Origin of the sequence: Rhizobium sp. M10, from assembly GCF_002531955.1 — a bacterium.
In the GTDB taxonomy this organism is placed as follows: domain Bacteria; phylum Pseudomonadota; class Alphaproteobacteria; order Rhizobiales; family Rhizobiaceae; genus Rhizobium; species Rhizobium etli_C.
In genome coordinates, this window is the sequence record NZ_NWTA01000006.1 from 193,997 (window position 1) to 217,340 (window position 23,344).

General features: G+C 61.3%; 29 protein-coding genes and 1 pseudogene. 21 read left to right on the forward strand and 9 right to left on the reverse strand.

What is annotated here, in order from left to right; translation table 11 throughout:
* Positions 1-14: 14 nt before the first annotated feature.
* From CO671_RS34500 to CO671_RS12435, 12 genes and pseudogenes are all read left to right on the forward strand, one after another.
* A complete protein-coding gene (locus tag CO671_RS34500) occupies positions 15-1,790 on the forward strand; it encodes an amino acid ABC transporter permease/ATP-binding protein (RefSeq protein WP_097606160.1) in 1,776 nt (591 codons plus the stop codon).
* Between the two features lie 91 nt (positions 1,791-1,881).
* Positions 1,882-2,826 carry an ABC transporter substrate-binding protein gene (locus CO671_RS12395; protein ID WP_097606161.1) on the forward strand — a complete coding sequence of 315 codons (945 nt, stop codon included), beginning with the start codon at positions 1,882-1,884 and terminating at the stop codon, positions 2,824-2,826.
* Positions 2,827-2,897: 71 nt separating this feature from the next.
* Positions 2,898-3,836, forward strand: coding sequence for an ABC transporter substrate-binding protein (locus CO671_RS12400; protein WP_097606162.1), 939 nt, complete (start codon positions 2,898-2,900; stop codon positions 3,834-3,836).
* Positions 3,837-3,852: 16 nt separating this feature from the next.
* Positions 3,853-4,887 carry an LLM class flavin-dependent oxidoreductase gene (locus CO671_RS12405; RefSeq protein ID WP_097606163.1) on the forward strand — a complete coding sequence of 345 codons (1,035 nt, stop codon included), beginning with the start codon at positions 3,853-3,855 and terminating at the stop codon, positions 4,885-4,887.
* Between the two features lie 66 nt (positions 4,888-4,953).
* Positions 4,954-5,550: a DsbA family protein gene (locus tag CO671_RS12410; protein ID WP_097606164.1), complete on the forward strand. Its 597-nt coding sequence runs from the start codon at positions 4,954-4,956 to the stop codon at positions 5,548-5,550.
* Positions 5,551-5,658: 108 nt separating this feature from the next.
* Complete coding sequence (gene msuE, locus CO671_RS12415; RefSeq protein ID WP_064831891.1) at positions 5,659-6,219, forward strand: FMN reductase; 561 nt, start codon at positions 5,659-5,661, stop codon at positions 6,217-6,219.
* A 34-nt stretch (positions 6,220-6,253) separates the two neighbouring features.
* Positions 6,254-6,442 carry a hypothetical protein gene (locus CO671_RS12420; RefSeq protein WP_097606165.1) on the forward strand — a complete coding sequence of 63 codons (189 nt, stop codon included), beginning with the start codon at positions 6,254-6,256 and terminating at the stop codon, positions 6,440-6,442.
* 12 nt (positions 6,443-6,454) lie between these two features.
* On the forward strand, positions 6,455-6,619 hold the full coding sequence (locus CO671_RS33715; protein WP_170964973.1) for a hypothetical protein: 165 nt from the start codon (positions 6,455-6,457) through the stop codon (positions 6,617-6,619).
* Between the two features lie 14 nt (positions 6,620-6,633).
* The gene (locus CO671_RS33720; protein WP_170964974.1) at positions 6,634-6,786 is read left to right on the forward strand and encodes a hypothetical protein; all 153 of its coding nucleotides are present in this window, start codon (positions 6,634-6,636) and stop codon (positions 6,784-6,786) included.
* On the forward strand, positions 6,783-7,364 hold the full coding sequence (locus CO671_RS12425; protein WP_097606166.1) for an alpha/beta fold hydrolase: 582 nt from the start codon (positions 6,783-6,785) through the stop codon (positions 7,362-7,364). The genes CO671_RS33720 and CO671_RS12425 overlap by 4 nt, the downstream gene beginning before the upstream one ends.
* Before the next feature lie 11 nt (positions 7,365-7,375).
* A pseudogene (locus tag CO671_RS12430) lies at positions 7,376-7,678 on the forward strand (hypothetical protein).
* A gap of 45 nt (positions 7,679-7,723) precedes the next feature.
* The gene (locus CO671_RS12435; protein WP_097606315.1) at positions 7,724-8,371 is read left to right on the forward strand and encodes a shikimate kinase; all 648 of its coding nucleotides are present in this window, start codon (positions 7,724-7,726) and stop codon (positions 8,369-8,371) included.
* A gap of 25 nt (positions 8,372-8,396) precedes the next feature.
* On the opposite strand, the gene CO671_RS12440 is transcribed toward CO671_RS12435, so the two are convergent.
* From CO671_RS12440 to tauA, 3 genes are read right to left on the reverse strand one after another with little or no spacing between them, the layout of a single operon-like run.
* Entirely contained in the window at positions 8,397-9,251 is an 855-nt protein-coding gene (locus tag CO671_RS12440) for an ABC transporter permease subunit (RefSeq protein WP_097606167.1), read from the reverse strand.
* On the reverse strand, positions 9,248-10,036 hold the full coding sequence (locus CO671_RS12445) for an ABC transporter ATP-binding protein (RefSeq protein ID WP_097606168.1): 789 nt from the start codon (positions 10,034-10,036) through the stop codon (positions 9,248-9,250). The genes CO671_RS12440 and CO671_RS12445 overlap by 4 nt, the downstream gene beginning before the upstream one ends.
* A gap of 54 nt (positions 10,037-10,090) precedes the next feature.
* A complete protein-coding gene (tauA, locus tag CO671_RS12450; protein ID WP_097606169.1) occupies positions 10,091-11,104 on the reverse strand; it encodes a taurine ABC transporter substrate-binding protein in 1,014 nt (337 codons plus the stop codon).
* Between the two features lie 200 nt (positions 11,105-11,304).
* Between tauA and CO671_RS12455 the strand changes: the two genes are divergently transcribed.
* The 3 genes from CO671_RS12455 to CO671_RS12465 all read left to right on the forward strand — a co-directional run bounded on the left by CO671_RS12455 (position 11,305) and on the right by CO671_RS12465 (position 14,295).
* Positions 11,305-12,675 carry an FAD/NAD(P)-binding protein gene (locus tag CO671_RS12455; protein ID WP_097606170.1) on the forward strand — a complete coding sequence of 457 codons (1,371 nt, stop codon included), beginning with the start codon at positions 11,305-11,307 and terminating at the stop codon, positions 12,673-12,675.
* A 145-nt stretch (positions 12,676-12,820) separates the two neighbouring features.
* Complete coding sequence (locus tag CO671_RS12460; protein WP_097606171.1) at positions 12,821-13,516, forward strand: GntR family transcriptional regulator; 696 nt, start codon at positions 12,821-12,823, stop codon at positions 13,514-13,516.
* Between the two features lie 311 nt (positions 13,517-13,827).
* Positions 13,828-14,295 (forward strand): NUDIX domain-containing protein, encoded by a 468-nt coding sequence (locus CO671_RS12465; protein WP_097606172.1) that lies wholly within the window; start codon positions 13,828-13,830, stop codon positions 14,293-14,295.
* 192 nt (positions 14,296-14,487) lie between these two features.
* On the opposite strand, the gene CO671_RS12470 is transcribed toward CO671_RS12465, so the two are convergent.
* From CO671_RS12470 to CO671_RS12495, 6 genes are all read right to left on the reverse strand, one after another.
* A complete protein-coding gene (locus CO671_RS12470) occupies positions 14,488-15,099 on the reverse strand; it encodes an ATP-dependent Clp protease proteolytic subunit (RefSeq protein WP_097606173.1) in 612 nt (203 codons plus the stop codon).
* 42 nt (positions 15,100-15,141) lie between these two features.
* Positions 15,142-15,501: an SRPBCC domain-containing protein gene (locus CO671_RS12475; protein ID WP_097606174.1), complete on the reverse strand. Its 360-nt coding sequence runs from the start codon at positions 15,499-15,501 to the stop codon at positions 15,142-15,144.
* Positions 15,498-15,812 carry a metalloregulator ArsR/SmtB family transcription factor gene (locus CO671_RS12480; RefSeq protein ID WP_028759067.1) on the reverse strand — a complete coding sequence of 105 codons (315 nt, stop codon included), beginning with the start codon at positions 15,810-15,812 and terminating at the stop codon, positions 15,498-15,500. Before CO671_RS12480 ends, CO671_RS12475 begins: the two co-directional genes overlap by 4 nt.
* A gap of 222 nt (positions 15,813-16,034) precedes the next feature.
* On the reverse strand, positions 16,035-16,406 hold the full coding sequence (locus CO671_RS12485; RefSeq protein ID WP_097606175.1) for a hypothetical protein: 372 nt from the start codon (positions 16,404-16,406) through the stop codon (positions 16,035-16,037).
* Positions 16,403-17,389, reverse strand: a complete 987-nt coding sequence (gene add / locus CO671_RS12490) for an adenosine deaminase (RefSeq protein WP_245424976.1) — start codon at positions 17,387-17,389, stop codon at positions 16,403-16,405. Before add ends, CO671_RS12485 begins: the two co-directional genes overlap by 4 nt.
* A gap of 80 nt (positions 17,390-17,469) precedes the next feature.
* A complete protein-coding gene (locus CO671_RS12495) occupies positions 17,470-17,763 on the reverse strand; it encodes a hypothetical protein (RefSeq protein ID WP_141514464.1) in 294 nt (97 codons plus the stop codon).
* 326 nt (positions 17,764-18,089) lie between these two features.
* Between CO671_RS12495 and CO671_RS12500 the strand changes: the two genes are divergently transcribed.
* Genes CO671_RS12500 through CO671_RS12525 form a run of 6 tightly spaced genes read left to right on the forward strand, consistent with a single transcriptional unit; the run spans position 18,090 to position 23,319 of the window.
* Positions 18,090-18,692 carry an amino acid synthesis family protein gene (locus CO671_RS12500; RefSeq protein ID WP_097606178.1) on the forward strand — a complete coding sequence of 201 codons (603 nt, stop codon included), beginning with the start codon at positions 18,090-18,092 and terminating at the stop codon, positions 18,690-18,692.
* 16 nt (positions 18,693-18,708) lie between these two features.
* Complete coding sequence (locus CO671_RS12505; protein ID WP_097606179.1) at positions 18,709-19,554, forward strand: alpha/beta fold hydrolase; 846 nt, start codon at positions 18,709-18,711, stop codon at positions 19,552-19,554.
* A complete protein-coding gene (locus CO671_RS12510) occupies positions 19,551-20,486 on the forward strand; it encodes a flavin reductase family protein (protein ID WP_097606180.1) in 936 nt (311 codons plus the stop codon). Before CO671_RS12505 ends, CO671_RS12510 begins: the two co-directional genes overlap by 4 nt.
* Positions 20,483-21,523: an LLM class flavin-dependent oxidoreductase gene (locus tag CO671_RS12515; RefSeq protein WP_097606181.1), complete on the forward strand. Its 1,041-nt coding sequence runs from the start codon at positions 20,483-20,485 to the stop codon at positions 21,521-21,523. Before CO671_RS12510 ends, CO671_RS12515 begins: the two co-directional genes overlap by 4 nt.
* A gap of 4 nt (positions 21,524-21,527) precedes the next feature.
* Positions 21,528-22,991 (forward strand): aldehyde dehydrogenase, encoded by a 1,464-nt coding sequence (locus CO671_RS12520; protein WP_097606182.1) that lies wholly within the window; start codon positions 21,528-21,530, stop codon positions 22,989-22,991.
* Positions 22,992-22,995: 4 nt separating this feature from the next.
* Positions 22,996-23,319: an NIPSNAP family protein gene (locus CO671_RS12525; protein WP_010028691.1), complete on the forward strand. Its 324-nt coding sequence runs from the start codon at positions 22,996-22,998 to the stop codon at positions 23,317-23,319.
* Positions 23,320-23,344 lie beyond the last annotated feature (25 nt).

Here is a 23,344-nt window from a genome sequence, read left to right on the forward strand (position 1 = left end):
AAAGGGAAGCAAGAATGGCACTGACGACGGATTTCGCGGGCATCGAGCCCGGTAGCAGAACGGCAGACCCGAAGCAGGATCATTCCCGTTACCGCATCGTGCCGGCGCGCCATCCCGAACGGCTGGCGGGCACGATATTCGCGGCCGTCGTCATCGTCGCCGTTCTCTATTCCACCTTTACCAACCCGCGCTGGGGTTGGAACGTCTTTGCCGAATGGTTCTTCGCCGAACCGGTGCTCGTCGGCCTCGGCAGGACGTTGCTCCTGACCGCGCTTGCCGCCATATCGGGCTCGATCCTCGGAACAGCCCTGGCGCTTGCCCGTGTCTCCAGGTCGCCGCTGCTATCGGGCCTTTCCTGGGGCTATATCTGGCTGCTGCGCTCGATCCCCATGATCGTGCTGCTGTTGATATTGAACAATCTCGGCTATCTCTACGAAACGGTCAGGATCGGCGTCCCGTTCACCGACACGGTCTTGTTCGACTATCCCACCGTACAGCTGCTGACGCCCTTCGCCGCTGCCTATCTCGGCCTCACGCTCAACCAGTCGGCCTTCTTCGCCGAGATCGTCCGCGGCGGCATTCTGTCGGTGGATCATGGGCAGCTGGAGGCCGCAGCCGCACTCGGCCTGCCGCGCCGCCGCCAGGCCTTCCGCATCGTGCTGCCGCAGGCCATGCGCTCGATCCTGCCGACCGGCTTCAACGAACTCATCGGTTTGGCGAAAAGCACGTCCGTCGTCTATGTGCTGGCGCTGCCGGAACTCTTCTACACCGTCCAGGTAATCTACCGCCGCAATCTCGAAGTCATTCCGCTGCTGATGGTCGCAACGGTCTGGTATCTGATCATCATGACCGTGCTGTCGGTCGCCCAGCACTATATCGAGCGCTATTTCTCCAGGGGCGCCGTGCGCAATCCGGCACCGCTGCCTTTCCAGGCATTTTTCGAACGCCTTCGCCGCCCGCTGCCGGTTCTCGATAGCGCGGCCGACAAAGCGCGCAATCTCGGTTTCCATGATGCGGGGGCTCTGCGGGCAGGCGGTGCGGTGCGCATCCACGGCATCTCGAAAAGCTTCGGCTCGCTGAAGGTGCTCGACGATGTCGAGCTCAATCTGCCGGCCGGCAGCGTGACCGCCATTCTTGGTCCCTCCGGTTCGGGAAAGTCGACGTTGCTGCGGTCAATCAATCATCTGGAGCGTGTCGACGACGGCTTCATCTCCATCGACGGCGATTTCGTCGGCTATAGCAGGAAGGGCGATACACTCTACGAGCTCAAGGAGAAGGATATCCTCAAACGCCGCGCCGATATCGGCATGGTCTTCCAGAGCTTCAATCTCTTCCCGCATCTGACCGTGCTCGAAAACCTCATCGAGGCGCCGATCGAGGTCCGTGACGCCGGCCGCGAGGACGCCGTGCAGCTGGCGCAGGAACTGCTGGCGCGTGTCGGTCTCAGCGACAAGATCAATGCCTATCCGCGCCAGCTCTCCGGCGGCCAGCAGCAGCGCGTCGCGATCGCCCGGGCCTTAGCGCTCCGCCCCAAGGTTCTGCTCTTCGACGAGCCGACCTCCGCACTCGATCCGGAACTCGTCGGCGAGGTGCTCGACGTAATCAAGGAACTCGCCCGCACCGGAACGACGCTCGTCATCGTCACCCATGAAATCGGCTTTGCCCGCGAAGTTGCCGATACGGTGGTCTTCATGGAAAGCGGCCGCATTCTGGAGGCCGGTCCGCCGGCCCGGATTTTCACGCAAGCGGAACACCCGCGAACCCGCGAATTCCTTGCCAAGGTTCTCTAGCGCGGACAGCGCTGGTGAAAAGCCGGGCCGCGACGGGCTGCTCCGGTCGAATGACAATAATCACAACCGTAAGACGAAATGGAGAAGGGGCATGGCATTTACAGATAGGGTAAGGCTTCTGATAGCGGGAGCCGTCACTATCGGCGCGATCGGTTTCGGTTCCGCTGAGGCGCAGCAGAAGTTCGATCTTAGCCCCGAACAGCCGAACCGGCTGCGGGTGGAAAAGAGCGAGAAGCGCATCGCTGAAATCAAGGACTTCAAGTTCGTCGAGAACGGTGTCTTCACCGTCGGCATCAGTTCCGGCGGTAATCTGCCGCTGCACGACTATGCCTCCGATTCCAAGACGGTCATCGGTTATGACGTCGATCTCGCCCAGGCCATTGCCGACAGCCTTGGCCTGAAGCTCAACCTCGTTTCCGTCGCCTGGGCCGATTGGCCGCTGGGGCTCACCTCCGGCAAGTTCGATGCGGTGATCTCGAACGTCACGGTGACGGAAGAGCGCAAGCAAAAGTTCGATTTCTCGACCTACCGCAAGGATGAGCTCGGCTTCTACGTCAGGGCCGACAACCCGATCACATCGATCAAGGAGCCGAAGGATATTGCCGGCCTGAAGGTCATTACCGATGCCGGCACCAACCAGGAGAAGATCCTGCTGGAATGGGACCGGCAGAATGTTGCGGCCGGCCTCAAGCCGATCGAGGTGCAGTATTATGACGACGATGCGGTGAAGGACCTCGCCGTCCAGTCCGGCAGGGCCGACGCCGTCTTCAGCGTCAACGCCACCCAAGCCTATGCGGCGGGCATCAACGGCAAGACCAAACTTGTCGGCACCGTCAGCGGCGGCTGGCCGATCACCGCCGAGATCGCCGTCACCACACGCAAGGGCAGCGGTCTGGCGGCGCCCGTAACCGATGTCGTCAACGACCTGATCGCCAGCGGCGCCTACAAGAAGATCCTCGACACCTGGAATCTCGGTCCCGAGGCGATCGACAAGGCCCAGACCAACCCGCCCGGCCTGCCGAAGAGCGGTTCGTAATATTTACGGGACGGGCGGCCGTTCGAGCTGGTCCGTCCCTGCCTTTCACTGCAAACGGAGACATATCGAACGTGGCGAATTTTCTTGATATCCGCAGCTTTTTCTTCGCGGCGCTGACGGCAGCCTTGACTGGCCTCAGTGCAGCCCATGCGGCCGATGATTTTGACCTGAGCCCGCAGCAGCCGGGCAGGCTTCATGCCGCCAGGAACGATGCGGCGATCGCCGCGATCCCCAAGGATTTCAAGTTCGTCACACCAGGCAAGTTCACCATCGCCGTCAGCCCCGGCGGCCCGCCGCTTGCGACCTATGCCACCGACGCCAAAACCGTGGTCGGCGCCGATCCCGATTACGCCTATGCCATCGCCGACAGCCTCGGCCTGACGCTGGAGATCGTGCCGGTCGCCTGGATCGACTGGCCGCTCGGCCTCACATCGGGCAAATATGATGCCGTCATCTCCAATGTCGGCGTGACCGAGCAACGCAAGGAGAAGTTCGATTTCTCCACCTATCGCCAGGGCCTGCACGGTGTCTTCGTGAAAGCCGATAGTCCCATCACCTCGATCAGGGAGCCGAAGGATGCGGCGGGCCTGAGGATCATCGTCGGCGCCGGCACCAACCAGGAGCGTATCCTGGTCAAGTGGAGCGAAGAGGATGTTGCCGCGGGCCTGAAGCCGATCGAGCTGCAATATTACGACGACGAGGCGGCGAGCCTTCTGGCGCTGCGTTCCGGCCGGGCCGATGTCATCGTCCAGCCGCACGCGCAGCTCGTCTTCATCGCGGCGCGCGACAAGAATATCAAGCGGGTGGGCACGCTGAGCGCCGGCTGGCCGGATCGTTCGGACGTCGCCATCGCCACCCGCAAGGGAAGCGGGCTCGCCGATGCGCTGACTATCGCCACCAATGGCCTGATCAAGGACGGCACCTATGCCAGGATTCTCGCTCACTGGCACCTTTCCGAGGAAGCCTTGCCGGCATCCGAGACCAATCCGCCCGGCCTGCCGAAATATTGATTGCAGGAAGCAGGTCATGAGCGGCGGCAATATATCCATCAGCCATATCGGCTTCCTCACCCCCGGCAACTATTCCGACGACGATCCCTTGTCGGGATTGGAGCAGACGCTCCAGCAGCTGCATTATGGCGAGGCACTCGGCTTCGACAGCGCCTGGGTCCGCCAGCGGCACCTGGAGCCGGGGATCTCGTCCGCCAGCGCCTTTCTGGCGGCGGCCACCCAGCGCACCAGCCGGATCGAGCTCGGAACGGCGGTCATTCCGATCGGCTATGAAAGTCCCTACCGGTTGGCCGAGGACCTCGCGACTGTCGATATTCTCTCACGCGGACGGCTGAATATCGGCGTCAGCGCCGGCCGGCCGCTGCATGCCGAACTGATTGCCCCGCTCGCCTTCGACGGCGACTGGACCAGTTACGATTTCTCGCATGCACGCGTGCTGCGCTTTGCCGACAATCTGCGCGGCAACTATCTCGGCGACGACGAGACCTTCATCAAGACGCCCTTCGGCCCGCAGCGGCCGCGTCTGCAGCCCTATGCCAAGGGCCTGATCGACCGGATCTGGTATGGCGGCGGGTCACAGCGCTCGGCGGCATGGGCCGGCCGCAATGGTTTCAATCTGTTGACCGGCAATGTGATAACGGGGGAGGGGACCGACGATTTCTTTGTTGCCCAATCCGGTCTGATTAAAACCTATCGCGACTCGGGAACCCAGCGCCGCGTCGCGCTCGGCCGCGTCATCGTGCCTTACGACAGCGCCGATGCGGCAACCCGCCGGCGCTACCGCGATTATGCCGACGGCCGTCATGAACGGACGCGTTCGCCGCAGGGCGAGCGGTGCACCTTGTTCGCCCGCGATATCGTTGGCACGTCGGAAGAGATTCTTGAGCGGCTTTTCGCCGATCCGATCTTGCCCGAGGTCAGCGAGCTGCGGCTGGAGCTTCCTTACGAGTTCGAGCACGAGGAATATCGCCAGATCCTCCACGACTTCGCGACAAGAATCGCCCCGGAGCTCGGATGGAAAGCGCAGCCGGAAATTCGGGCCGCTTCCTGAAGGGCCGTCGGCAGACGACGTCACCCATTTGCCATCAAACCATCATCTCAGGAGGAACATTCGTCAGTGACCAAATCGGTGGAATATTTCTTTTCGATCGGCTCGCCCTGGTCCCACATCGGCTTTGACGCCTTTACCGACCTGGCGGCGAAGAACGACGTCGTCGTCACGCCCTATCTGACGACCGTGGTCGAGGAGAATGGCGGCATCTTCTCGCGCAACCGCCCGGAGATCCGCCGCGCATATTGGACGCGCGACCTCAAACGCTGGGCGCGCGTGCGTGGCAAGGAATTGCGGCTGGAACATCGGCCGGAGCTCAGCGATCCGACGCCGGCATCTCTCTTTGTGATCGCTGCCTATCTCGACGGGCAGGATTGGATTGGCGTTAGCAGGGCCCTGCAGCATGCTTTCTGGAGCGAAGCGAGGGATATCGGCAAGGCTGATGTTCGCGAGGCGATCGTGACAGCAGCAGGTTTCGATGGCGCGGCGCTTCTCAGACGCCAAGCCGATGACGACGTCCAGAACAAATGGTCGGCAGACCGCGTGCATGCGCGCGACAGCGGCGTCTTCGGTTTTCCCAGCTATGTCTATGACGGTGAGCTCTATTGGGGTCAGGACAATCTGCCCTTCCTCGAACGCCATCTCCGCGGCGACAGACCGTAAACGTCAAGACGAATGTTTTTTCAATCGAGCGCCGAACGAGAGACGCACATTCCTTTAATCCAGTAATTTTATAGACAATATTTGAAGCAACCACAGAGAGGAAAAACCATGTCAGGTTTCAAACTCGTCGGCATTGCCGGCAGCTTCAACCGCCCATCGAAGACACTGGCTCTTGTCCGGCATGTCGCCGAACGCGCCAGCATCAGATACGGCTTTTCGAGCAAAACCTATGATCTGCACGATCTCGGTCCGTCGCTGGGTCGCGCCTTGTGGCGCAAGGACCTCGACGAGCAGGCCAGGCGTGTCGTCGACGAGATCGTAAGGGCCGATGTGCTGATTATCGGTTCGCCGACTTACAAGGGCTCCTATCCCGGTCTTTTCAAGCACCTCATCGATCTGATCGACCCGCAGGAGCTCCGCGCGAAGCCGATCATCATTACGGCGACCGGTGGCGGCGACCGGCATGCCTTGATGGTCGAGCATCAGCTTCGGCCGCTGTTCGGTTTCTTCATGGCTCATACGCTGCCGACGGCCGTCTATGCGTCCGACCGTGATTTTGCGGATTACGCGGTTTCATCCGATGCGCTTTCGAACCGCATCGGTGAAGTGGTCGGTGAATTGTCGGCCTTCTTTCCAGAGGCAAGACCGGCAGTAGCGGCAGCCGAATAAGGCGCGCCACGAACTTCGTTCTCAGGAGGCAGCGATGGATGATGCAGGCCCGCAGGGATCAAGCGAGCAAATCTGGAGCGTCTTTGAATTTGCTCGCCGATATCGGTTGGCCAAGCGCGAGGAGAACCGCCTGCTGATGCTCTACGGGCCGAGCGCATCGCTGCGCGATCTTCTCGCCAATGCGCAACGTCATTCGTTCATTCCCCAGCCTGCCGATTCCTGACAGGAGGTTCGCATGAAGCTTGATTTCCATTTCTGGCTGAAGTTTGCGATCGCCCGCTTCCGGCGCAACGCGCGGAGGCCTGCAAACGCACTGGTCAACAGCGTCGAGGAGCAGGACCGGTCGGCGCGAGAATACGAGCTCCATTATTGGGGTGCAATGCCCGGACTTTGGTATTGAGGAGGGGTGGCGGGATGGCGATTATCGTTGAGACCGGCTTCCGTCGGCACGACACCAGAAGAGCAACGGGAAGCGTCATGTCGCGGTTCAGGCATGCGGCGGGGATCTGTACGGTCGCCGGTTCCTTCACCTTCCTGTTCGCGCTGGTGATCGGACTGATCCGATGAGCGAAGTCCTCATTCTCCCCGGATTGTTCGGCTCTGGAGAGGGGCATTGGCAAGAGCACTGGCTGCAGGATCAGCCGGGGTGCCGTCGCGTCGCCCAGGACGACTGGGATCATCCGGACCTCGACAGCTGGCTGCCGCGATTGGAAGGCGCGCTTGAAGCGGCCGGTGAGGCCTACTTGGTCGCCCATAGTCTCGGATGCCTGCTCGCCGCCCGGCTGGCCGGTCGAAGCGCTGCCCGTCACGTGAAAGGGGCCTTGCTCGTGGCTCCCTGCGATCTGCCGGCCACGGAAATTCTGCATCCCGGGCATATCGCGTTCGGCGGCATGCCGACGGCGCCTCTGCCATTTCCGAGCATCGTCGTCGGCAGCATGAACGACGCTTACATGACGGTCGATCGGCTGGCTCTGTTTGGCCGCCTGTGGAAGGCCGAGACCAGGAATATCGGCCTTGCCGGCCACATCAATATCGCCAGCGGTTTTGGCCGCTGGCGAACCGGCTACCGGCTGCTGGATGCCTTGAAGACGCGTGCCGGCGATCGAAGGCGCAATGTTTCTCCGCGGCCGGCTTTTGCGATGTGAATGGAAGCGGAATGTCCGACATTGTCGACGATCTCCTGCGCCTCAGCGAAGATCCGGATGCCGACCCGCGAAGCCGGCGCCGGTAAATCATGGAGCGCCTGGTGGAGACGCTGCTCGCCATGGCCTATGCCGAAATCGGGCCGGAAGAAGCGCGACATCGCCAGTCGATCATCCATCTGACGACGATCATCCGCGACATGACGGGCAGGATCGCGGAGGCCGACGACCCGACATTTGCGGCGATCGTCAGGGAGGCCGCGATGCTGATCCACAGCCTGCAGCGGCGCCGGACAGATGCTGCCAAGCATCAATAGATTATTACAGCAATTTCGTAGTGGAGTTATCAGGGCGCCATGAACATGTCTCTTAATTCTCAGCCGGAGGCGGCTCTGCTCGCTGCCCTGGGTGGGCGCTGCATTGTGCTCATCGGCATGATGGGCTCGGGCAAGACATCGGTCGGCCGGCCGCTGGCGGCGCGGCTCGGGCTCGATTTTGCTGACGCCGATGCCGAAATCGAAGCGGCGCATCGTATGACGATCCCGGAAATCTTTGCCCGGCACGGCGAACCCTATTTTCGCGCCGGCGAGCGGCGGATGCTCGCGCGGCTCCTGGCCGAAGGGCCGAAAGTGGTGGCGACTGGCGGCGGCGCCTTCATGAATGCCGAGACCCGCGCGCGGATCGCGGAGCAGGGGGTGTCGATCTGGCTGAAAGCCGATTTCGATGTATTGATCCGCCGCGTGCGCCGGCGGGCCAACCGGCCGCTGCTGCAAATGCCCGATTCCGAAGGCGCCCTGCGCAAATTGATCGATGACCGTTACCCAATCTATGCCCTGGCCGACGTGACGGTGGTGTCCGACGACGGCCCGCACGAAATGGTCGCGGCGGAAGCGGTGCAGGCTTTGATGTGCTATTTGAACGTCCACCCTGCGCCGTTGGCCCGTGCGCTGTCTTTCGGGCCGGCCCGAAGGGGAGCTCGTCGCAGACGAGCTCCCGTCGATACAGTGTGACGGGGAGCCGCTAAGCCGGTTTCCCTCAGAGCTTGCCTTTCCAGGGCACGAGGAACGCCTCCAGGAAGCGGATGGCGGCCGAGAAGGCGAAGGCGCAGATCGCGATGATGCCGATGCCGACGAAGACGACGTCGGTTGCCAGGAACTGCGATGCCGACATGATCATGAAGCCGATCCCGCGCGTCGAGGCGATCAATTCGGCGGCGACCAGCGTGCCCCAGCCGACGCCGAGGGCAATGCGGATGCCGGTGAGGATTTCGGGCAGGGCGGAGGGCAGGACGATATCGATGAACAGCTGCAGCCGGCTCGCGCCCAGCGAACGAGCGGCGTTGACGCGCTCGATCGGCAGCGAACGGACGCCCGCCTGGGCCGAGAGGCAGATCGGCGCGAACATCGCCAGCACCAGCAGCGTGATCTTCGACGTCTCGCCGATGCCGAGCCAGATGATCATCAGCGGCAGGTAGGAGAGGGGCGGAAGCGGCCAGTAGAACTCGATCGGCGCATCGAGCGCGCCTTTCGCCCAGCGGTTCAGACCCATCAGCAGTCCGAGCGGAATGCCGGCGGAGATGGCGATGAGGGCTGCGATGACGATGCGGAACAGGCTCGCAAGGATATGCTCGGACAGCGACGCTCCGGCATAACCGTCGCGATAGATGGCGCCGATCTGCGTCAGCACCTCGTCCGGACGCGGCAGGAACAGGTGCGGCACGACACCGAGCGCGGAGACGAGCCACCACAGCAGCAATATCGCCAGGGCGGTGGCAACGCTGATCGCCACCGTCGATTTCTCGCCGGCGCCGAAGCTTGCCATCTTCACCAGCTTGACCTGGCGGTTCTCTCTCTGCGCCGCAACCGGCGATGTCTGCGTTATATCGCTCATGCGGCGCTCCTCAAATCTTCGCTGCTGTGGAGAATGGCGCGGATCTCCTCACGCAGCTCGGCAAATCGCGGCGACGCCTTGATCGATCGGGCGTCGCCGGTCTCGGCGAAGCGACGGATGAAATCGAGATCGAAGCGGGCGACGACGCGCCCCGGCCGCGGCGACATGACCAGGACCTGCGTGCCGAGAAACAGCGCCTCTTCGATCGAATGGGTGATGAAGAAAATCTTCTTCGCCGTCTTGTTCCAGACGGAAACCAGCAGTTCCTGCATCTGCTCGCGGGTCAGGCTGTCGAGCGCGCCGAACGGCTCGTCCATGAGCAGAATATCCGGATTGGTCGCAAGAGCCCGGGCGATGCCGACCCGTTGGCGCATGCCGCCCGACAGCTCGTAGGGAAAGGCATTGGCGAATTCGTCGAGACCGACGAGCCGGAGCAGTTCGAGCGCGCGCGCTTGCCGCTCCTTGCGGTTGACGCCGGCAAATTTCAGGCCGAGCGCGACATTGTCGGCCACCGATTTCCAGGGCAGCAGCGCATCTTTCTGAAAGACGACGCCGCGATCGGCGCCTGGCCGTTCGACCGCGCGGCCATCGAGCGTGATCCGGCCATCCGACAGCGGGAGAAAACCGGCAATCGCGTTGAGAAGAGTTGATTTCCCGCATCCCGAGGCGCCGAGCGCGACGACGAACCCCCGTTCGGGAATATCGAAGGAAACGCGATCGAGCGCATGGACGGTTCGCCCATCGCGGGCTGCGAAGAAAACGCTGGCGTGATCGACTTTAAGCATGGTGCCGCTCGCAGGTTCGATGCCGGCGCGACAGGCGCGCCGGCACGGGGAGGATCAGTTGCTGACGGCGGTAAGCGCGTCTGCGGTGACGAAGGTGCCGTAATTTTCCAGCACGCCGGAGATCTTGCCCTGTTCCTTCAGGAACGATGCCGTGTCCTTGAGGATCTTGCCGGCGCCCGCCTTTTCGCCGCCGCCGAGCCAGGCGTCCGACGCCTGGACCTCGGGCGTCAGCAGCGTCAGGTTCTTGAGCGCCGAGGCCTGCTGCTCCGGCGTTCCGCCGAGAAGCTTGGCGAGCGACTTGACGTTATCGCTGTCGGGACCCCAGGCGGCTTTGTCCGATGCGAAGGAAGCGTAGTATTTGTTGATGACCGAGGCGAAGCCCTTCAGGAATTCCGGGTTGTCGGCGGCAAATTTCGAGGTTGCCACCCAGGCCGAGAATGTCGGCGCACCCTTGTCCGCGACGTCCTTGGAGGTCACCAGAACCTTTCCGTTCTTCTTGAGTTCGGTCAGCGCCGGATCCCAGACGAAGCCGCCATCGATATCACCGCGGTTATAACTCGCGACGATCTCGGGCTGCGGGATTGCGAAGACCTGGACGTCCTTCTCGGTCAGGCCGAGCGATTTGATCAGCGCCAGAAGCTGATAGTGGTCCGTGGAAACAGGCGCGGCGGCAAGCTTCTTGCCCTTCAGATCGTTCAGGCTTTCGATGCCCGAGCCGTTGCGGACGACCAGAGCCTCGTCGATGCCGGAGATGGATGCGAGGTAAAACGCCTTGACCTCGAGCCCGCGCGAGACCGCAGCCGCAAACGGGCTGGAGCCGACATAACCGATCTGGACGTCGCCGGAGGCGATGGCGGCAAAGATTTCGGCGCCTGAATTGAACCTGCGGAAATCGATGTCGTATCCGGTATCCCTGGCGAATTCGCCGTTGGCGATCGCCACCGACGACGGCAAGGCATCGGTTTGATAGCCGACGACGACCTTCTTGTCCGCCGCCTCAACGGCGATTGCCGTTGCAAGAGTGCCGACGCCCAAGGCAATCACGGCAACCAAATTCTTGAAATTCATCCTGAGCCCCTTTGTTTGCGGGCCACTCGGCCCCTTGATCTCACCTTCAAAAGGGTAATCGTCGAGAAGGGGCTGGCGGGAGAAATAACAAACTATATTTATAGACTATAGAGATAATTGTTTTCGTGATTCTGCCGCTTGAGTGATCCCCAGGTCGGGGTGTGACAAGAGCCGGCGTTATGGAGCTTCGGGAGAATGCGTTGATATACGATGTGATCGTCGTCGGTTCCGGTTTTTCAGCGATCGCTGTGACCTGCAATCTCATCGAGCAGCTTCCCGCTTCGGCGAAGGTTGCCGTCGTCGGCGACGATCCCGGTTTCGGGCGCGGGACGGCATATAGGACGGAGCTCTATCTCCATCGGCTCAACGTTCCCGCCGGGCGCATGAGCCTGCTGCCGCATCATCCCGATGACTTCGTCGACTGGCTGAAACGTCATGGGCGGCTGATGCAGGCCGGCGATTTCGCCTCGCGCAGCGATTACGGGCTTTATGTCAGGGATACGCTTGCGCGGCTGCTGCGCAAGCGGGAGGGACGCTGCCGGGTCGATTTCATCAAGGCCAAGGCGACAGGATGCGTGGAGCGGTTCACGAGCACGCTCGCCTTCCACCTCGGCAATGGCGACGAGATCGCCGGGCGGAATGTGGTGCTTTGTCTTGGCGTCGGAAACGCGAACCTTCCGGTCGATCCGGCTGGCGCCCCGCCATTTTTGCGATCGCGGATCGTCGAGAACCCGTGGCGGCTCTCCTGGCTGAGGCGCGTCGCACCGTCCGATAGGGTTTGTATTCTCGGCTCCGGTCTGACGATGATCGATCAGGTTCTCGCGCTTCGCGTCCATGGTCATAGAGGCAGGATCGACGTGCTTTCGCGGCGCGGCTTGGCGCCGCTCGGACATGCAAGGATGCCGCCGGCGCCTCTGCCGATCGACGTTCACACGCTTCCCGCCACGATCAGCGGCCTGTTGAAGATCTTGCGGGAAAAGAGCAGGGAGGTCGCCGACTGGCGGAGCGTGATGGACGGCCTGAGGCCGGTGACGCAGGCTCTTTGGCAGCGGCTTTCGAACGAGGAGCGGGCACGATTCCTGCGCCATGCGCTTCCCTGGTGGAATATCCACCGGCACCGGGTCGCGCCCGACGTGTTCGCCGGGTTCGAGAAATTGGTCTCGGACGGAACCGTTCGCTTTCACGCGGGCTTCCTGAGATCGCTCGAGGCCAGGGAAGGCAGGCTCGTTGCCGACTACAGGATCAGGGCCAAGCGTGAGATCGCCGAGATCAAGGCGGACTGGCTGGTCAACTGCACGGGAATGGAGCGCGCCGGGATCAGCCATTCGCCGCTTCTGAAGGAAATGAGCCGGTTTCAGCTGATCGTTCCCGATCCGCTCGGCCTCGGCATCCAGGTGGATGCGGCTTCCGAGGTGACTGCTCCGTCCCGGATCTCGCCAGCGCGGCTGTTTGCCGTCGGCGCCTTGACGGCGGGACAATTCTGGGAGATCACCGCCGTCCCTGACATCCGGCTGCAGGCGAAGGCGGTGGCCGAAGAGATCGTCAGGGCGAGACCCAATTCCGACGAATAGGCTGACAATCTCGGGATCGGCACGGTGCTGTTGAATTGCCGGCCGCCGACAGCTACAGTATTTGGTAGGCCATAATACGATTCCTGAATTCGGCTGCCGCAGCAAAGCTTGAGCCTGCGAAGTCAACCCAACACTGAGGTACGGTATGAGCGGTGCTCTGAAGGACGCAGCAATCAGGGTCGAGCGTCCTGCGAAGACATTGCGGGAACTGGCGCTCGACAAGGTCCGCGAGGCCATCGTCAACGGATACTTCCGTCCCGGAGACCGGCTTGTCGAGCGCGACCTTTGCGCCCAGCTCGGCGTCAGCCGGACGGTGGTGCGCGAGGTTCTGAGACATCTGGAATCGGAAGGGCTCGTCGCCAATCTGCCGAACAAGGGACCGATCGTCGCCCAGCTGGATATCGAGGAAGCCAAGCAGATCTATGAAATCCGCGGTGCGCTCGAAGGCATGGCGGCGCGGCTCTGCGCAGAACGCGGCAGCCCCGAGATCGTCGCCGCGCTCGATGAATCCCTGACCGCAATCCGCAACAGCTATCGCGACCACGATATGGCCGGCGTGCTGGCCAATACCTCTTCCTTCTATCAAACGCTGTTCACCATGGTCGACAGGCATGTCGCCTGGGGCGTCGTCAACCTCCTCACCGTGCGCATCAACCACCTGCGCTCGATGACGATCAAGACGGAACGGCGCGGTATCGAAGGGCCGTTGCAGATGTCGAAGATCGTCGATGCCATCCGCCGCGGCGACGGCGAGGGAGCCCAGCAGGCGGCGATGGATCATGTCGCGGCGGCGAGTGCCATTGCCGAAGCGGTGCTGTCCGCTCAGAAGCCCGCCGAATAGGTCAGGGCGTCGACCGCTGCGGTCTTCGCAGAAGAGGGTAGCGAGGCCGTCTGCCGCATCGACATTGTCGATGCCTGTCCGGTATTCGCGATCACGTTCCGCCGACGAGGCCTGAACATTAAAGGGGCACCGATATTCGGTAGGCCCATCATGGGGAGAACGGGATAGCTCGGCCGGCTCGTCGGGGCCGAAGGCGAATTGCGAACTAACGAAGAGCGGCTGCTCAATCGGACGAAGGCAAAGTTCTGGTCCTCGTTAAGCAGAACGACCTGGCTCGCCAATTCATTAAAATATCGGTCGGGAGCAGAAAGTTGAAACGCGAAATCCCCATCAGATCCTTTGCCATTTCCCTGTTCATTTTGAGGCCCCGAGACGATACTTTTGAGCTCCTTCTTTTGCGCAGGACCGGTAGCACCCTTAGTGGGGAATGGTGTCAGATCGCTGGTGGGATCGAGCACGGAGAAACGGCTTGGCAGGCGGCACTTCGGGAAGCAGAGGAGGAAACAGGCCTCGCACTGAAAGCACTCTATTCCGCAGACATTTGCGAGCAGTTTTATGAGGCCGATCGAGATGCAATCACGCTGACGCCGGTGTTTGTCGCCTTTGCACCGACGGATTGCACGGTACGGCTCAACGACGAACACGATGATTTTCGCTGGCTGTCCTTGGATGATGCGGCCGCCTTGCTGCCGTTTGCCGGACAGAGGACCACTCTTGAGCATATCAAGAAAGAGTTCGTTGACCGGCAACCGAACCCGTTGCTGCATATCCAAACCTGAGAACGCCATCTCCGGAACAGCAGCCCCTGTCAGCTGCCGTATATCTGTGCCCCTTAGAGCGGGATGGTTTTAGGTGGACCTAGCTGTTTAGTCCCGGCATTTGATGGCGCAGTATTTTCGGTTCTGTGCAGCTTTGCGCGCTGCAAAACTCAGGCGCAAAACTCCAACTTTTGTTGGGATTTCCGCGACAGGTTATAGGCTGTCCATGTCTTCCCGAACCTTTAGAATACGGTCGATAAGACCCCATTCCAATGCTTCTTCCGCCGTCATGAAACGGTCGCGATCCATCCCGCGCTCAAAGTCTTCATAGGAGCGTCCGCAATGCTCCGCGTAGAGCCGCGTCATGCGCTGCTTGGTCTTGAGGATTTCTTCGGCGTGAATCAGCATGTCCGAAGCCTGCCCTTGGAAGCCACCGGAGGGCTGGTGAATGAGGATACTGGCGTTGGGCAATGCAGCTCTTTCGCCGGCCTCGCCTGCCATCAGCAGGAACGATCCCATTGACCGGGCTGTCCCCATGCAAAGCGTATGAACCGGCGCGCGGATAAAGCGCATGGTGTCATACATGGCGAGGCCGCTGGTCACGACACCGCCCGGCGAATTGATGTAAAGATTGATCGGCTTCTTTGGATTCTCGGCCTCAAGAAACAGCAATTGCGCGCAGACCAGAGCGGAAACGGTATCGTTAACCTCGCCGTTGAGGAAAATGATGCGTTCGCGCAGAAGGCGGGAGTAAATGTCAAAAGACCTCTCCCCTCTGCTGGATTGTTCTATGACCATAGGGACGAGTTGCATCGCTTCGCGCATCGGCGAACTCCAATCTTCCAGAATTTAAGGGGGCTTGCCGCGTCAGGCGGCGAGCATGAGGGGCGGACTGTTGCTGTTCGCGGCCGCTTTCGCCGTCCGGTCAAGCCTCGCGTCGGTCAGTTCGTGGATAATGCGCAGGCGGGTGCCGCCGGTCGCGTTCGGGACGATCGTGAACGTCACCGTGCTCTCAAGGAAAGGTGGAGCGTCGTCGCGCAGGCTATAGCGGACTTCCTTGCCAGGTGTGATAGTGGCCGGTTCGGGATCGGCTAAAGCGTCCTTTGGCAACCAGTTTTCCCGAAATTCGGGGATGCTGATTGCACGCCAGACCTTTTGCGGCGGTTCATCCAGATCGAATTCCAGCTCGATGCCGTCTTTCTGCTCGGTGGCCTTTCCGTCGTTCATTGGTCCATATCCTTCAGCAAGACCTTGAGAGCTTCGATGCGGGCAGGCCAGTAGGCACGATATTTCGCCAACCATTGTGCGATGAGAGCCAGTCCCTCCGGATCGACTTCATAATTCACGAAACGCCCCTGCCGTTCTTCCCGCACGAGCTTTGCGCTCCGCAAAACCGAGAGGTGTTGCGACATGGCCGGCTGACTGATCTCCATGCCCGCGCGCAAGGCGCTGGCGTTCATGCCGCCCGCCGCCAGCTTCTCGAAGATCGCGCGGCGGGTCGGGTCGGCCAAGGCTCGGAAAATGTCATTCTCGATCATGCAGACACATAAGCATATACTTATGCGATTCGCAAGTCTGCTTCGCGACGGGCTTTTCCGTTGTCCCGCAACGCCTGACTTTTCACTAGAAATATCGCGAGCTGAAATCGCACTCAAATTCGTGTCGCAAATGCCGGTCGTAAAAGTCCGCCTGAAGCGGGTGACTTTTGTGACAGCGTTTTGCCCCCGGCGTCACTCCGCTGCGGTATTGCGAGGGTGGCCTCATCCCTGTTTGAGGAATTGCTCGATCTTCTCCCACTCTTGCTCGATATGGCGTCGACGCATCAACCATTTCAGCCATGACAGAAGAGGAAGACGTCGCCGCGACAGCGATTTGAGCATTATGGTTTGGACATCGTTCTCGCTCCAACCGGCCCATTCTCCTGTAACGGACCAGAGGTTTGATGCAAATGCCGGGGCCACTTCGTCCTCCAGGATCGATCGGAGTTCCGCAAGGGAGTATCCGGATATGTCGAGCGTCCTGGCGATCCGATGATAGTCCCTTGCCTGCAATTCGGTGTCGAGGAACACGTCCGACAGCGCGTGCCAAACCGGCAACCTTCTCTGCACATCGAGCGAGGCAATTTGCGTCAAGGGCCAGGCGACTCCTGCCAGGTTGCAAGGCGCGCGAGCAGGCCGGCTTTAACGCTCTCCGAGGCAAAGCTCGCTTCGATCGATGTGCGCGCCACGTCGCGAATGACGGATTCGTCCCAGGAAAAAGCGCTAGCGACACGGGCATATTCGAGAGGCAGATTGGTACCCATCAGGCTCGGATCGTCCGTGTTTATCGAAACCCGGACACCCGCTCGAACAAGCCGATCGATCGGGTGCTCTGCGATCGAAGGAAAGATCTTCAAGTTGATATTCGACGTGGGGCAGACGCCGATTGGAACCTGCCTTTCAACAAGCAGTTCAACGGTCGCATCGTCGGCGATCGCGCGAACGCCATGATCGATGCGATCTACGCCCAGCAAGAGGATCGCGTCCCTGACGCCTTCCGGACCGCTCGACTCGCCGGCGTGAGCGGTTCGCTTGAGCCCGGCCTTCCCCGCTTTCTCGAAAGCTGCGGCGAAACGCTCTCCTGTCCGGCCGGCGGCGGCCTCATTGCCATCGATCGAAAGGGCGACAACACGCGGGTGACCCATCGTCACCAGGAGATCGACCAGGTCGTTTGCCTCTTTATCTGTCTGCGTCCGTAACAGGCTGATGCAAAGGCCGACGGGCGGCAGGCCTTCCGCCTCGGCGGCGGCGAAGCCGTCATCAAGCGCCGCCACCATTTCCGGGATCCGATGCCGCCAGTGTCTCCAATGGGTCGGGTTCACGATCAGGTCGGCATAGCCGGTTCCGTCGGCTGCCAAACGGCGGCAAAAATCGTGCGCCAGTTCAGTCAGTCTCTGTGGGGAACTGGCCAGGCCGCAAGCCCAATCCAGAAAGTGCAGAAAATCGGCGAGCCCTTGGAACTCGAATAGCCGATCGGCAGGACGAGGCAGCAGAACCCCGGCCTCGCCAGCCCATCGAACGAGGGTTTCGACATTGAAGCACCCTTCAAGATGCACGTGGATTTCCGCTTTCGGCAATGCGCGGAAGAGTTCCGGATTGATTGACGACACAGCTTTTCCCCCTTCCGACCTAAATACGCATTCACTGCAAAAGGACGTTATCCAAAATTACCTGTCTTCAGGCGGTAGGCGGCGAAGCCCAAAAAAGCGGCCAACACATTGCCGAAGATCACGACCTGACGGAGTATCCGACATGCGTTTTTCTTGTGGTGACTCTCATCCTCCCCGGACGAAAAATCAGTGATCACAGTTCGATAAGCGCCCGTCGACAAATGAGTCAAGCGGTATCGAGGTCGCTTGCGGAGCAAGAACATTGAACGAGCAGCCGCAACCTTCACGGCAGGAACTGTCATCGACCAACCGGCCGAATGCCAGACGGCATTCGCGATCATGATGCACGAGAATCCATACTCCCTGCTTGACACCTAACTTTTCTCAATGTGATGGTATGCCATAATAAATAATATCTGAGGCGGTATCATATGAACCGGGATGGCTATGGTGTCTCTGTGGCTGGGAGCCTGTGCCCTGCCGGGGAAATCTGGGATTCGGCCAACATTGACAGTGGTGGATCCGCAGTGATCGCGGGAAACTGACAAGCCTTTGTTCTGAATACATATTTTTGGAGGTGATCTAAATCTGCGTCTTCGTAGGGAACGAACTTGACACCGGTATATTATGGTATACCATAATATGAAATTGAGAAATGAGGTGTTCGATGGCCATTCAAATTCGCAAGACCGGACTGCAGATCGAAACGACGCTGATCGAGGGCGGCAAGACCGCGGCGGTGCCGCTGAAGCTGTTTACCGCCTTCGCGGTGGTGAAGAACCCTTGGGCGGGCCGCGGCTTTGTCGAAGATCTCAAGCCCGAGATTCACGCCGGCGCTCCGGTTCTCGGTGAGTTGCTGACCAAGATGATCATCGATGCAGTCGGTTCCGGCGATGCCGTCGAAGGTTACGGCAAGGCCGCCGTCGTCGGTTTGGACGGTGAGATCGAACATGCCTCCGCGCTCATCCACACGCTGCGCTTCGGCAATTTTTATCGCCAGGCTGTCGGCGCCAAGTCCTATCTCGCCTTCTGCAACACGCGCGGCCCCGCCAACGCGCCGGTCATGATCCCGCTGATGGACAAGAACGACGAAGGCCGCCGTTCACATTATCTGACCATCCAAACGGCGATCCCCGACGCGCCTGCCGCCGACGAGATCGTCGTGGCGCTTGGCGCTTCGGTGGGCGGACGTCCTCATCACCGCATCGGTGACCGCTATCAGGATCTGAAGGATCTTGACCAGGACGTCGCCAACCCTGCGGGCGTTTGAAAGGGTGGGCTCTGAGATGCTGACAGCCGGATCGATCTCAGGCGCCGCTGCAGCAAAGAGCGCGGCCGGTGACTTGCCTCGAAAGAAGACGGCAGGCGGAACGGCCTATCACGAGGCCGGCAGCGGTGAGCCGCTGGTCCTCATTCATGGTGTCGGCATGCGGCTCGAGGCCTGGGCGCCGCAGATCGCCTTTTTGTCGGCCGGCCATCGCGTCATCGCCGTCGACATGCCGGGACATGGTGAGAGCGCAAAGCTGCCGGCGGGCAGCCGTCTTGAGGAGTTCGTCGCCTGGTTCGGGCGGTTTCTCGACGAAATGGCGATCGACAGGGTGAATGTTGCCGGCCATTCCATGGGTGCGCTGGTATCGGGAGGGGCGGCGGCGACGTTCGGCGAACGGATCAGCCGTGTCGCTTACCTCAACGGCGTCTACAGGCGCGACCAGCAAGCAAAGGCTGCCGTGCTCGCACGGGCCGCGGCCATTCCGGTAACGGGCGTCGACAAGGAGGGTCCCCTGGCTCGCTGGTTCGGCGATGATGCAGACAGCGTCGTTGCCCGCGAACTGACGCGGAAATGGCTGAGCCTGGTCGATCCGGAAGGCTATGCGGTCGCTTACGCCGCTTTTGCCGGCGGAGACGACACCTATGCCGATCGCTGGAAAGACGTGGCTGGTCCGGCCTTGTTTCTGACAGGCTCCGACGATCCAAACTCGACGCCTCTGATGGCAGGGCAGATGGCGGCGCTTGCGCCCAAGGGCTGGGTCCGCATCGTCGAAGGCCATCGTCACATGGTGAACCTGACCGCGCCTGATATCGTCAATTCGCTGCTCGCCGAGTGGCTGTCGTTCGGGGAGGATGAACGATGACAATCCAGACTGTCGACCCAAGAGCATTGCGCGATGCCTTCGGAGCTTTTCCGACCGGCGTGACCGTCGTCACCGCCTGCGACGGGGAGGGGAATCCGATCGGTTTCACCGCGAACTCCTTCACCTCGGTCTCGCTCAATCCGCCGTTGCTGCTCGTCTGCCTTGCCAAGACCTCGCGCAATTTCGCCATCATGACCGGAGCGCCGCATTTCGCGATCAACGTGCTCTCGGAAACGCAGAAGGACGTGTCGAACACCTTTGCGCGGCCGGTCGAAGACAGATTCGCGGCGGTCGAATGGGCCAAGGGATCGGCGGGCTGCCCGATCTTCTCGAATGTCGCGGCCTGGTTCGAATGCGCCATGGAACAGGTCATCGAGGCCGGCGACCACGTCATCCTGATGGGCCGCATCGAGGCTTTCGACAATAGCGGCCGCAATGGTCTCGGCTATGCCCGTGGCGGTTATTTCACGCCGACGCTCGCAAGCAAGGCGGTGTCTGCGGCAGCTGAGGGCAATATCGAACTTGCGGCCGTCGTCGAGCGCCGCGGAGAAGTTCTGCTGCTGGGCGACGATGTACTCTCCCTGCCAAGCGTCGATGCCCATGACGGCAACCCGACCGATGCTTTGCAAGAATATCTGGAGACGCTCACCGGGCTGAAGGTCAGCATCGGCTTTCTCTATTCGGTCTATGAGGGCAAGAGCGACGGCAAGCAGCACATTGTCTATCACGCCGTTGCCGGCGAGGGCGAGCCAGCCGGCGGCAGGTTCGTAAAACCTGACGCCTTGGCTGCAGCAAAGTTCAAGACCAGCTCGACCGCCGATATCGTCAACCGCTTCACGATGGAAAGCTCGATCGGCAATTTCGGCGTCTATTTCGGCGACGAGACCGGCGGCAAAATTCATCCCATTCCAGCCAAGGGCGCAAAAGCATGAAATTCTCCCTCTTCGTCCATATGGAGCGGCTCGACGCCAGCCAGAGCCACAAGAGCCTCTATGAGGAATTCGTCGCGCTCTGCGAGATCGCCGACAAGGGTGGCATGCATGCGATCTGGACGGGCGAGCATCATGGCATGGATTTCACCATTGCCCCCAATCCGTTCGTGACCATTGCCGATCTCGCCCGCCGCACGTCGCGGGCAAGGCTCGGGACGGGAACGGTGATCGCCCCATTCTGGCATCCGATCAAGCTTGCCGGCGAAGCGGCGATGACCGACATCATCTGCGACGGCAGGCTCGATATCGGCATTGCCCGCGGCGCCTACTCCTTCGAATATGAGCGTCTGCTGCCCGGCCTCGACGCCTGGGGCGCCGGCCAGCGCATGCGCGAGCTCATCCCGGCGGTCAAAGGAATCTGGAACGGCGACTACGCCCATGATGGGGAGTTCTTCAAGTTCCCCGCGACCACCTCGGCGCCGAAGCCGCTGCAGCAGCCGAACCCGCCGATCTGGGTTGCCGCGCGCGATCCGAATTCGCATGAATTTGCCGTCGCCAACGGCTGCAACGTTCAGGTGACGCCGCTCTGGCAGGGTGATGACGAGGTCCAGTCGCTGATGGACCGCTTCAACGATGCCTGCGCCAAGAACCCCGATGTCGAGCGGCCGAAAATCATGCTGCTGCGCCACACCTATGTCGGCTCGTCGGAAGAAGACGTCGCCCAGGCCGCCCATGAACTCAGCGTCTACTACAACTACTTCTTCGCCTGGTTCAAGAATGAGAAGCCGATCAGCCAAGGCCTGATCGAGCGGATCCCGGACGAGCAGATCCGCGCAAACGCGATGCTGTCGGACGAGGTCATGCGCACCAACAACGTCGTTGGTAACGTGCAGACCGTCATCGACCGGCTCAAGGCCTATGAGGCCCTCGGCTACGACGAATATTCCTTCTGGATCGACACCGGCATGAGTTTCGAGCGCAAGAAGGCGTCGCTCGAGCGTTTCATCGCCGAGGTCATGCCGGCATTTCAGGAGTAGGACCATGCGGCGTTTCCAGCATTATATCGACGGCGAATTCTCGGATGGCGAAGCTTCCTATCCGAGCATCGATCCGGCTTCCGGCACGGTCTGGGCGGAAATGCCCGAAGCGCGCGAGAGTGATGTCGATCGAGCTGTGAACGCTGCCGAAAGGGCGCTCTACGAGGGCCCCTGGGCGAAGATGACGGCCACCCAACGCGGCAAGCTGCTTTACAAGCTCGCCGATCTGGTTGCCGCCAACGCCCAGGTCCTCGCTGAATTGGAGACGCGCGACACCGGCAAGATCATCCGCGAAACGTCCGCGCAGATCGCCTATGTCGCCGAATATTATCGTTATTATGCCGGCATATCAGACAAGATCGAGGGCTCTTACCTGCCGATCGACAAGCCCGATATGGACGTCTGGCTTCGCCGCGAGCCGATCGGCGTCGTCGCCATGGTCGTGCCGTGGAACAGCCAGCTCTTCCTGTCGGCGGTCAAGATCGGCCCGGCGCTCGCGGCCGGCTGCACGATGGTGGTCAAGGCCTCGGAAGACGGGCCGGCGCCGCTGCTCGAATTTGCACGCCTGGTGCATGAGGCAGGCTTTCCCGCCGGCGTCGTCAACGTCATCACCGGTTTCGGCGCCTCCTGCGGTGCGGCCCTCGGCCGCCACCCGAAGGTCGCGCATGTCGCCTTTACCGGCGGGCCCGAAACCGCCCGGCATGTCGTGCGCAACTCGGCCGAAAACCTCGCTTCCACCTCGCTCGAACTCGGCGGCAAATCGCCCTTCATCGTTTTTGCAGATGCCGACCTCGAAAGTGCCGCCAACGCCCAGGTCGCGGGCATCTTCGCGGCGACTGGACAGAGCTGCGTTGCCGGCTCGCGCCTGATCGTCGAGCGCAGCGTCAAGGACAGGTTCGTCGCCCTGCTGCGCGAGAAGGCGGAAGCGATCCGGATCGGCGCGCCGCTCGACATGGCGACCGAAGTCGGGCCGCTTGCGACCAAGCGCCAGCAGGACAATATCGGCGCCCTTGTCGAGAGATCGATCGCAACCGGCGCCCGGCTGGTCACGGGCGGCCGCAAGATCGATGGCGAAGGCTATTATTTCCCGCCGACGATCCTCGACTGCGACGATGTCGCTTCGCCCTCACTGGTCGAGGAGTTCTTCGGGCCGGTCCTCTCCGTCGTGTCCTTCGAGACCGAAGCCGAGGCGCTGCGGCTTGCCAACGACACCCGCTACGGCCTGGCCTCCGGCATCTTCACCCAGAACCTCACCCGGGCGCACCGGCTGATGAAGGGCATCCGCGCCGGCATCGTCTGGGTCAACACCTACCGCGCCGTCTCGCCGATCGCGCCCTTCGGCGGCTTCGGCCTGTCGGGCCACGGCAGGGAAGGCGGCATGGCCGCGGCGCTCGATTATACCCGCACCAAGACGATCTGGCTCCGGACCTCGGACGATCCGATCCCCGATCCTTTCGTGATGAGGTGACGCGATGTTTTACGAGGTCCGCACCTATCGGCTGAAGAACGGAACGATCCCGCAATATCTCAAGGTCGTCGAGGAAGAAGGGATCGAAATCCAGAAGAGCCATCTCGGCATGCTGGTCGGCTACTTCTTCTCGGAGATCGGCACGATCAACGAGATCGTCCACATCTGGGCCTTTACGAGCCTGGACGACCGGGAGGCGAGACGCCAGCGGCTTCTGGCCGATCCCCGATGGCAGGCCTTCTTGCCCAAGATCCGCGACCTGATCGAGGTGGCGGAAAACAAGATTATGAAGCCGGCAAGCTTCTCTCCCCGGAGCGAGGCGCGCTGACGGCATAAGGCATACCCGTAGGACA

Coding starts and splice junctions, on each gene's coding strand:
- CO671_RS12505 (WP_097606179.1), top strand. CDS start 18,709: ATGCTGACAGCCGGATCGATCTCAGGCGCCGCTGCAGCAAAGAGCGCG.
- CO671_RS12470 (WP_097606173.1), bottom strand. CDS start 15,099: ATGCGCGAAGCGATGCAACTCGTCCCTATGGTCATAGAACAATCCAGC.
- CO671_RS12440 (WP_097606167.1), bottom strand. CDS start 9,251: ATGAGCGATATAACGCAGACATCGCCGGTTGCGGCGCAGAGAGAGAAC.
- CO671_RS12480 (WP_028759067.1), bottom strand. CDS start 15,812: ATGATCGAGAATGACATTTTCCGAGCCTTGGCCGACCCGACCCGCCGC.
- CO671_RS12425 (WP_097606166.1), top strand. CDS start 6,783: ATGAGCGAAGTCCTCATTCTCCCCGGATTGTTCGGCTCTGGAGAGGGG.
- CO671_RS33715 (WP_170964973.1), top strand. CDS start 6,455: ATGAAGCTTGATTTCCATTTCTGGCTGAAGTTTGCGATCGCCCGCTTC.
- msuE (WP_064831891.1), top strand. CDS start 5,659: ATGTCAGGTTTCAAACTCGTCGGCATTGCCGGCAGCTTCAACCGCCCA.
- CO671_RS12520 (WP_097606182.1), top strand. CDS start 21,528: ATGCGGCGTTTCCAGCATTATATCGACGGCGAATTCTCGGATGGCGAA.
- CO671_RS12510 (WP_097606180.1), top strand. CDS start 19,551: ATGACAATCCAGACTGTCGACCCAAGAGCATTGCGCGATGCCTTCGGA.
- CO671_RS12405 (WP_097606163.1), top strand. CDS start 3,853: ATGAGCGGCGGCAATATATCCATCAGCCATATCGGCTTCCTCACCCCC.
- CO671_RS33720 (WP_170964974.1), top strand. CDS start 6,634: ATGGCGATTATCGTTGAGACCGGCTTCCGTCGGCACGACACCAGAAGA.
- CO671_RS12475 (WP_097606174.1), bottom strand. CDS start 15,501: ATGAACGACGGAAAGGCCACCGAGCAGAAAGACGGCATCGAGCTGGAA.
- CO671_RS12500 (WP_097606178.1), top strand. CDS start 18,090: ATGGCCATTCAAATTCGCAAGACCGGACTGCAGATCGAAACGACGCTG.
- CO671_RS12515 (WP_097606181.1), top strand. CDS start 20,483: ATGAAATTCTCCCTCTTCGTCCATATGGAGCGGCTCGACGCCAGCCAG.
- CO671_RS12445 (WP_097606168.1), bottom strand. CDS start 10,036: ATGCTTAAAGTCGATCACGCCAGCGTTTTCTTCGCAGCCCGCGATGGG.
- CO671_RS12395 (WP_097606161.1), top strand. CDS start 1,882: ATGGCATTTACAGATAGGGTAAGGCTTCTGATAGCGGGAGCCGTCACT.
- CO671_RS12460 (WP_097606171.1), top strand. CDS start 12,821: ATGAGCGGTGCTCTGAAGGACGCAGCAATCAGGGTCGAGCGTCCTGCG.
- tauA (WP_097606169.1), bottom strand. CDS start 11,104: ATGAATTTCAAGAATTTGGTTGCCGTGATTGCCTTGGGCGTCGGCACT.
- CO671_RS12435 (WP_097606315.1), top strand. CDS start 7,724: ATGTCTCTTAATTCTCAGCCGGAGGCGGCTCTGCTCGCTGCCCTGGGT.
- CO671_RS12495 (WP_141514464.1), bottom strand. CDS start 17,763: ATGATCGCGAATGCCGTCTGGCATTCGGCCGGTTGGTCGATGACAGTT.
- CO671_RS34500 (WP_097606160.1), top strand. CDS start 15: ATGGCACTGACGACGGATTTCGCGGGCATCGAGCCCGGTAGCAGAACG.
- CO671_RS12420 (WP_097606165.1), top strand. CDS start 6,254: ATGGATGATGCAGGCCCGCAGGGATCAAGCGAGCAAATCTGGAGCGTC.
- CO671_RS12525 (WP_010028691.1), top strand. CDS start 22,996: ATGTTTTACGAGGTCCGCACCTATCGGCTGAAGAACGGAACGATCCCG.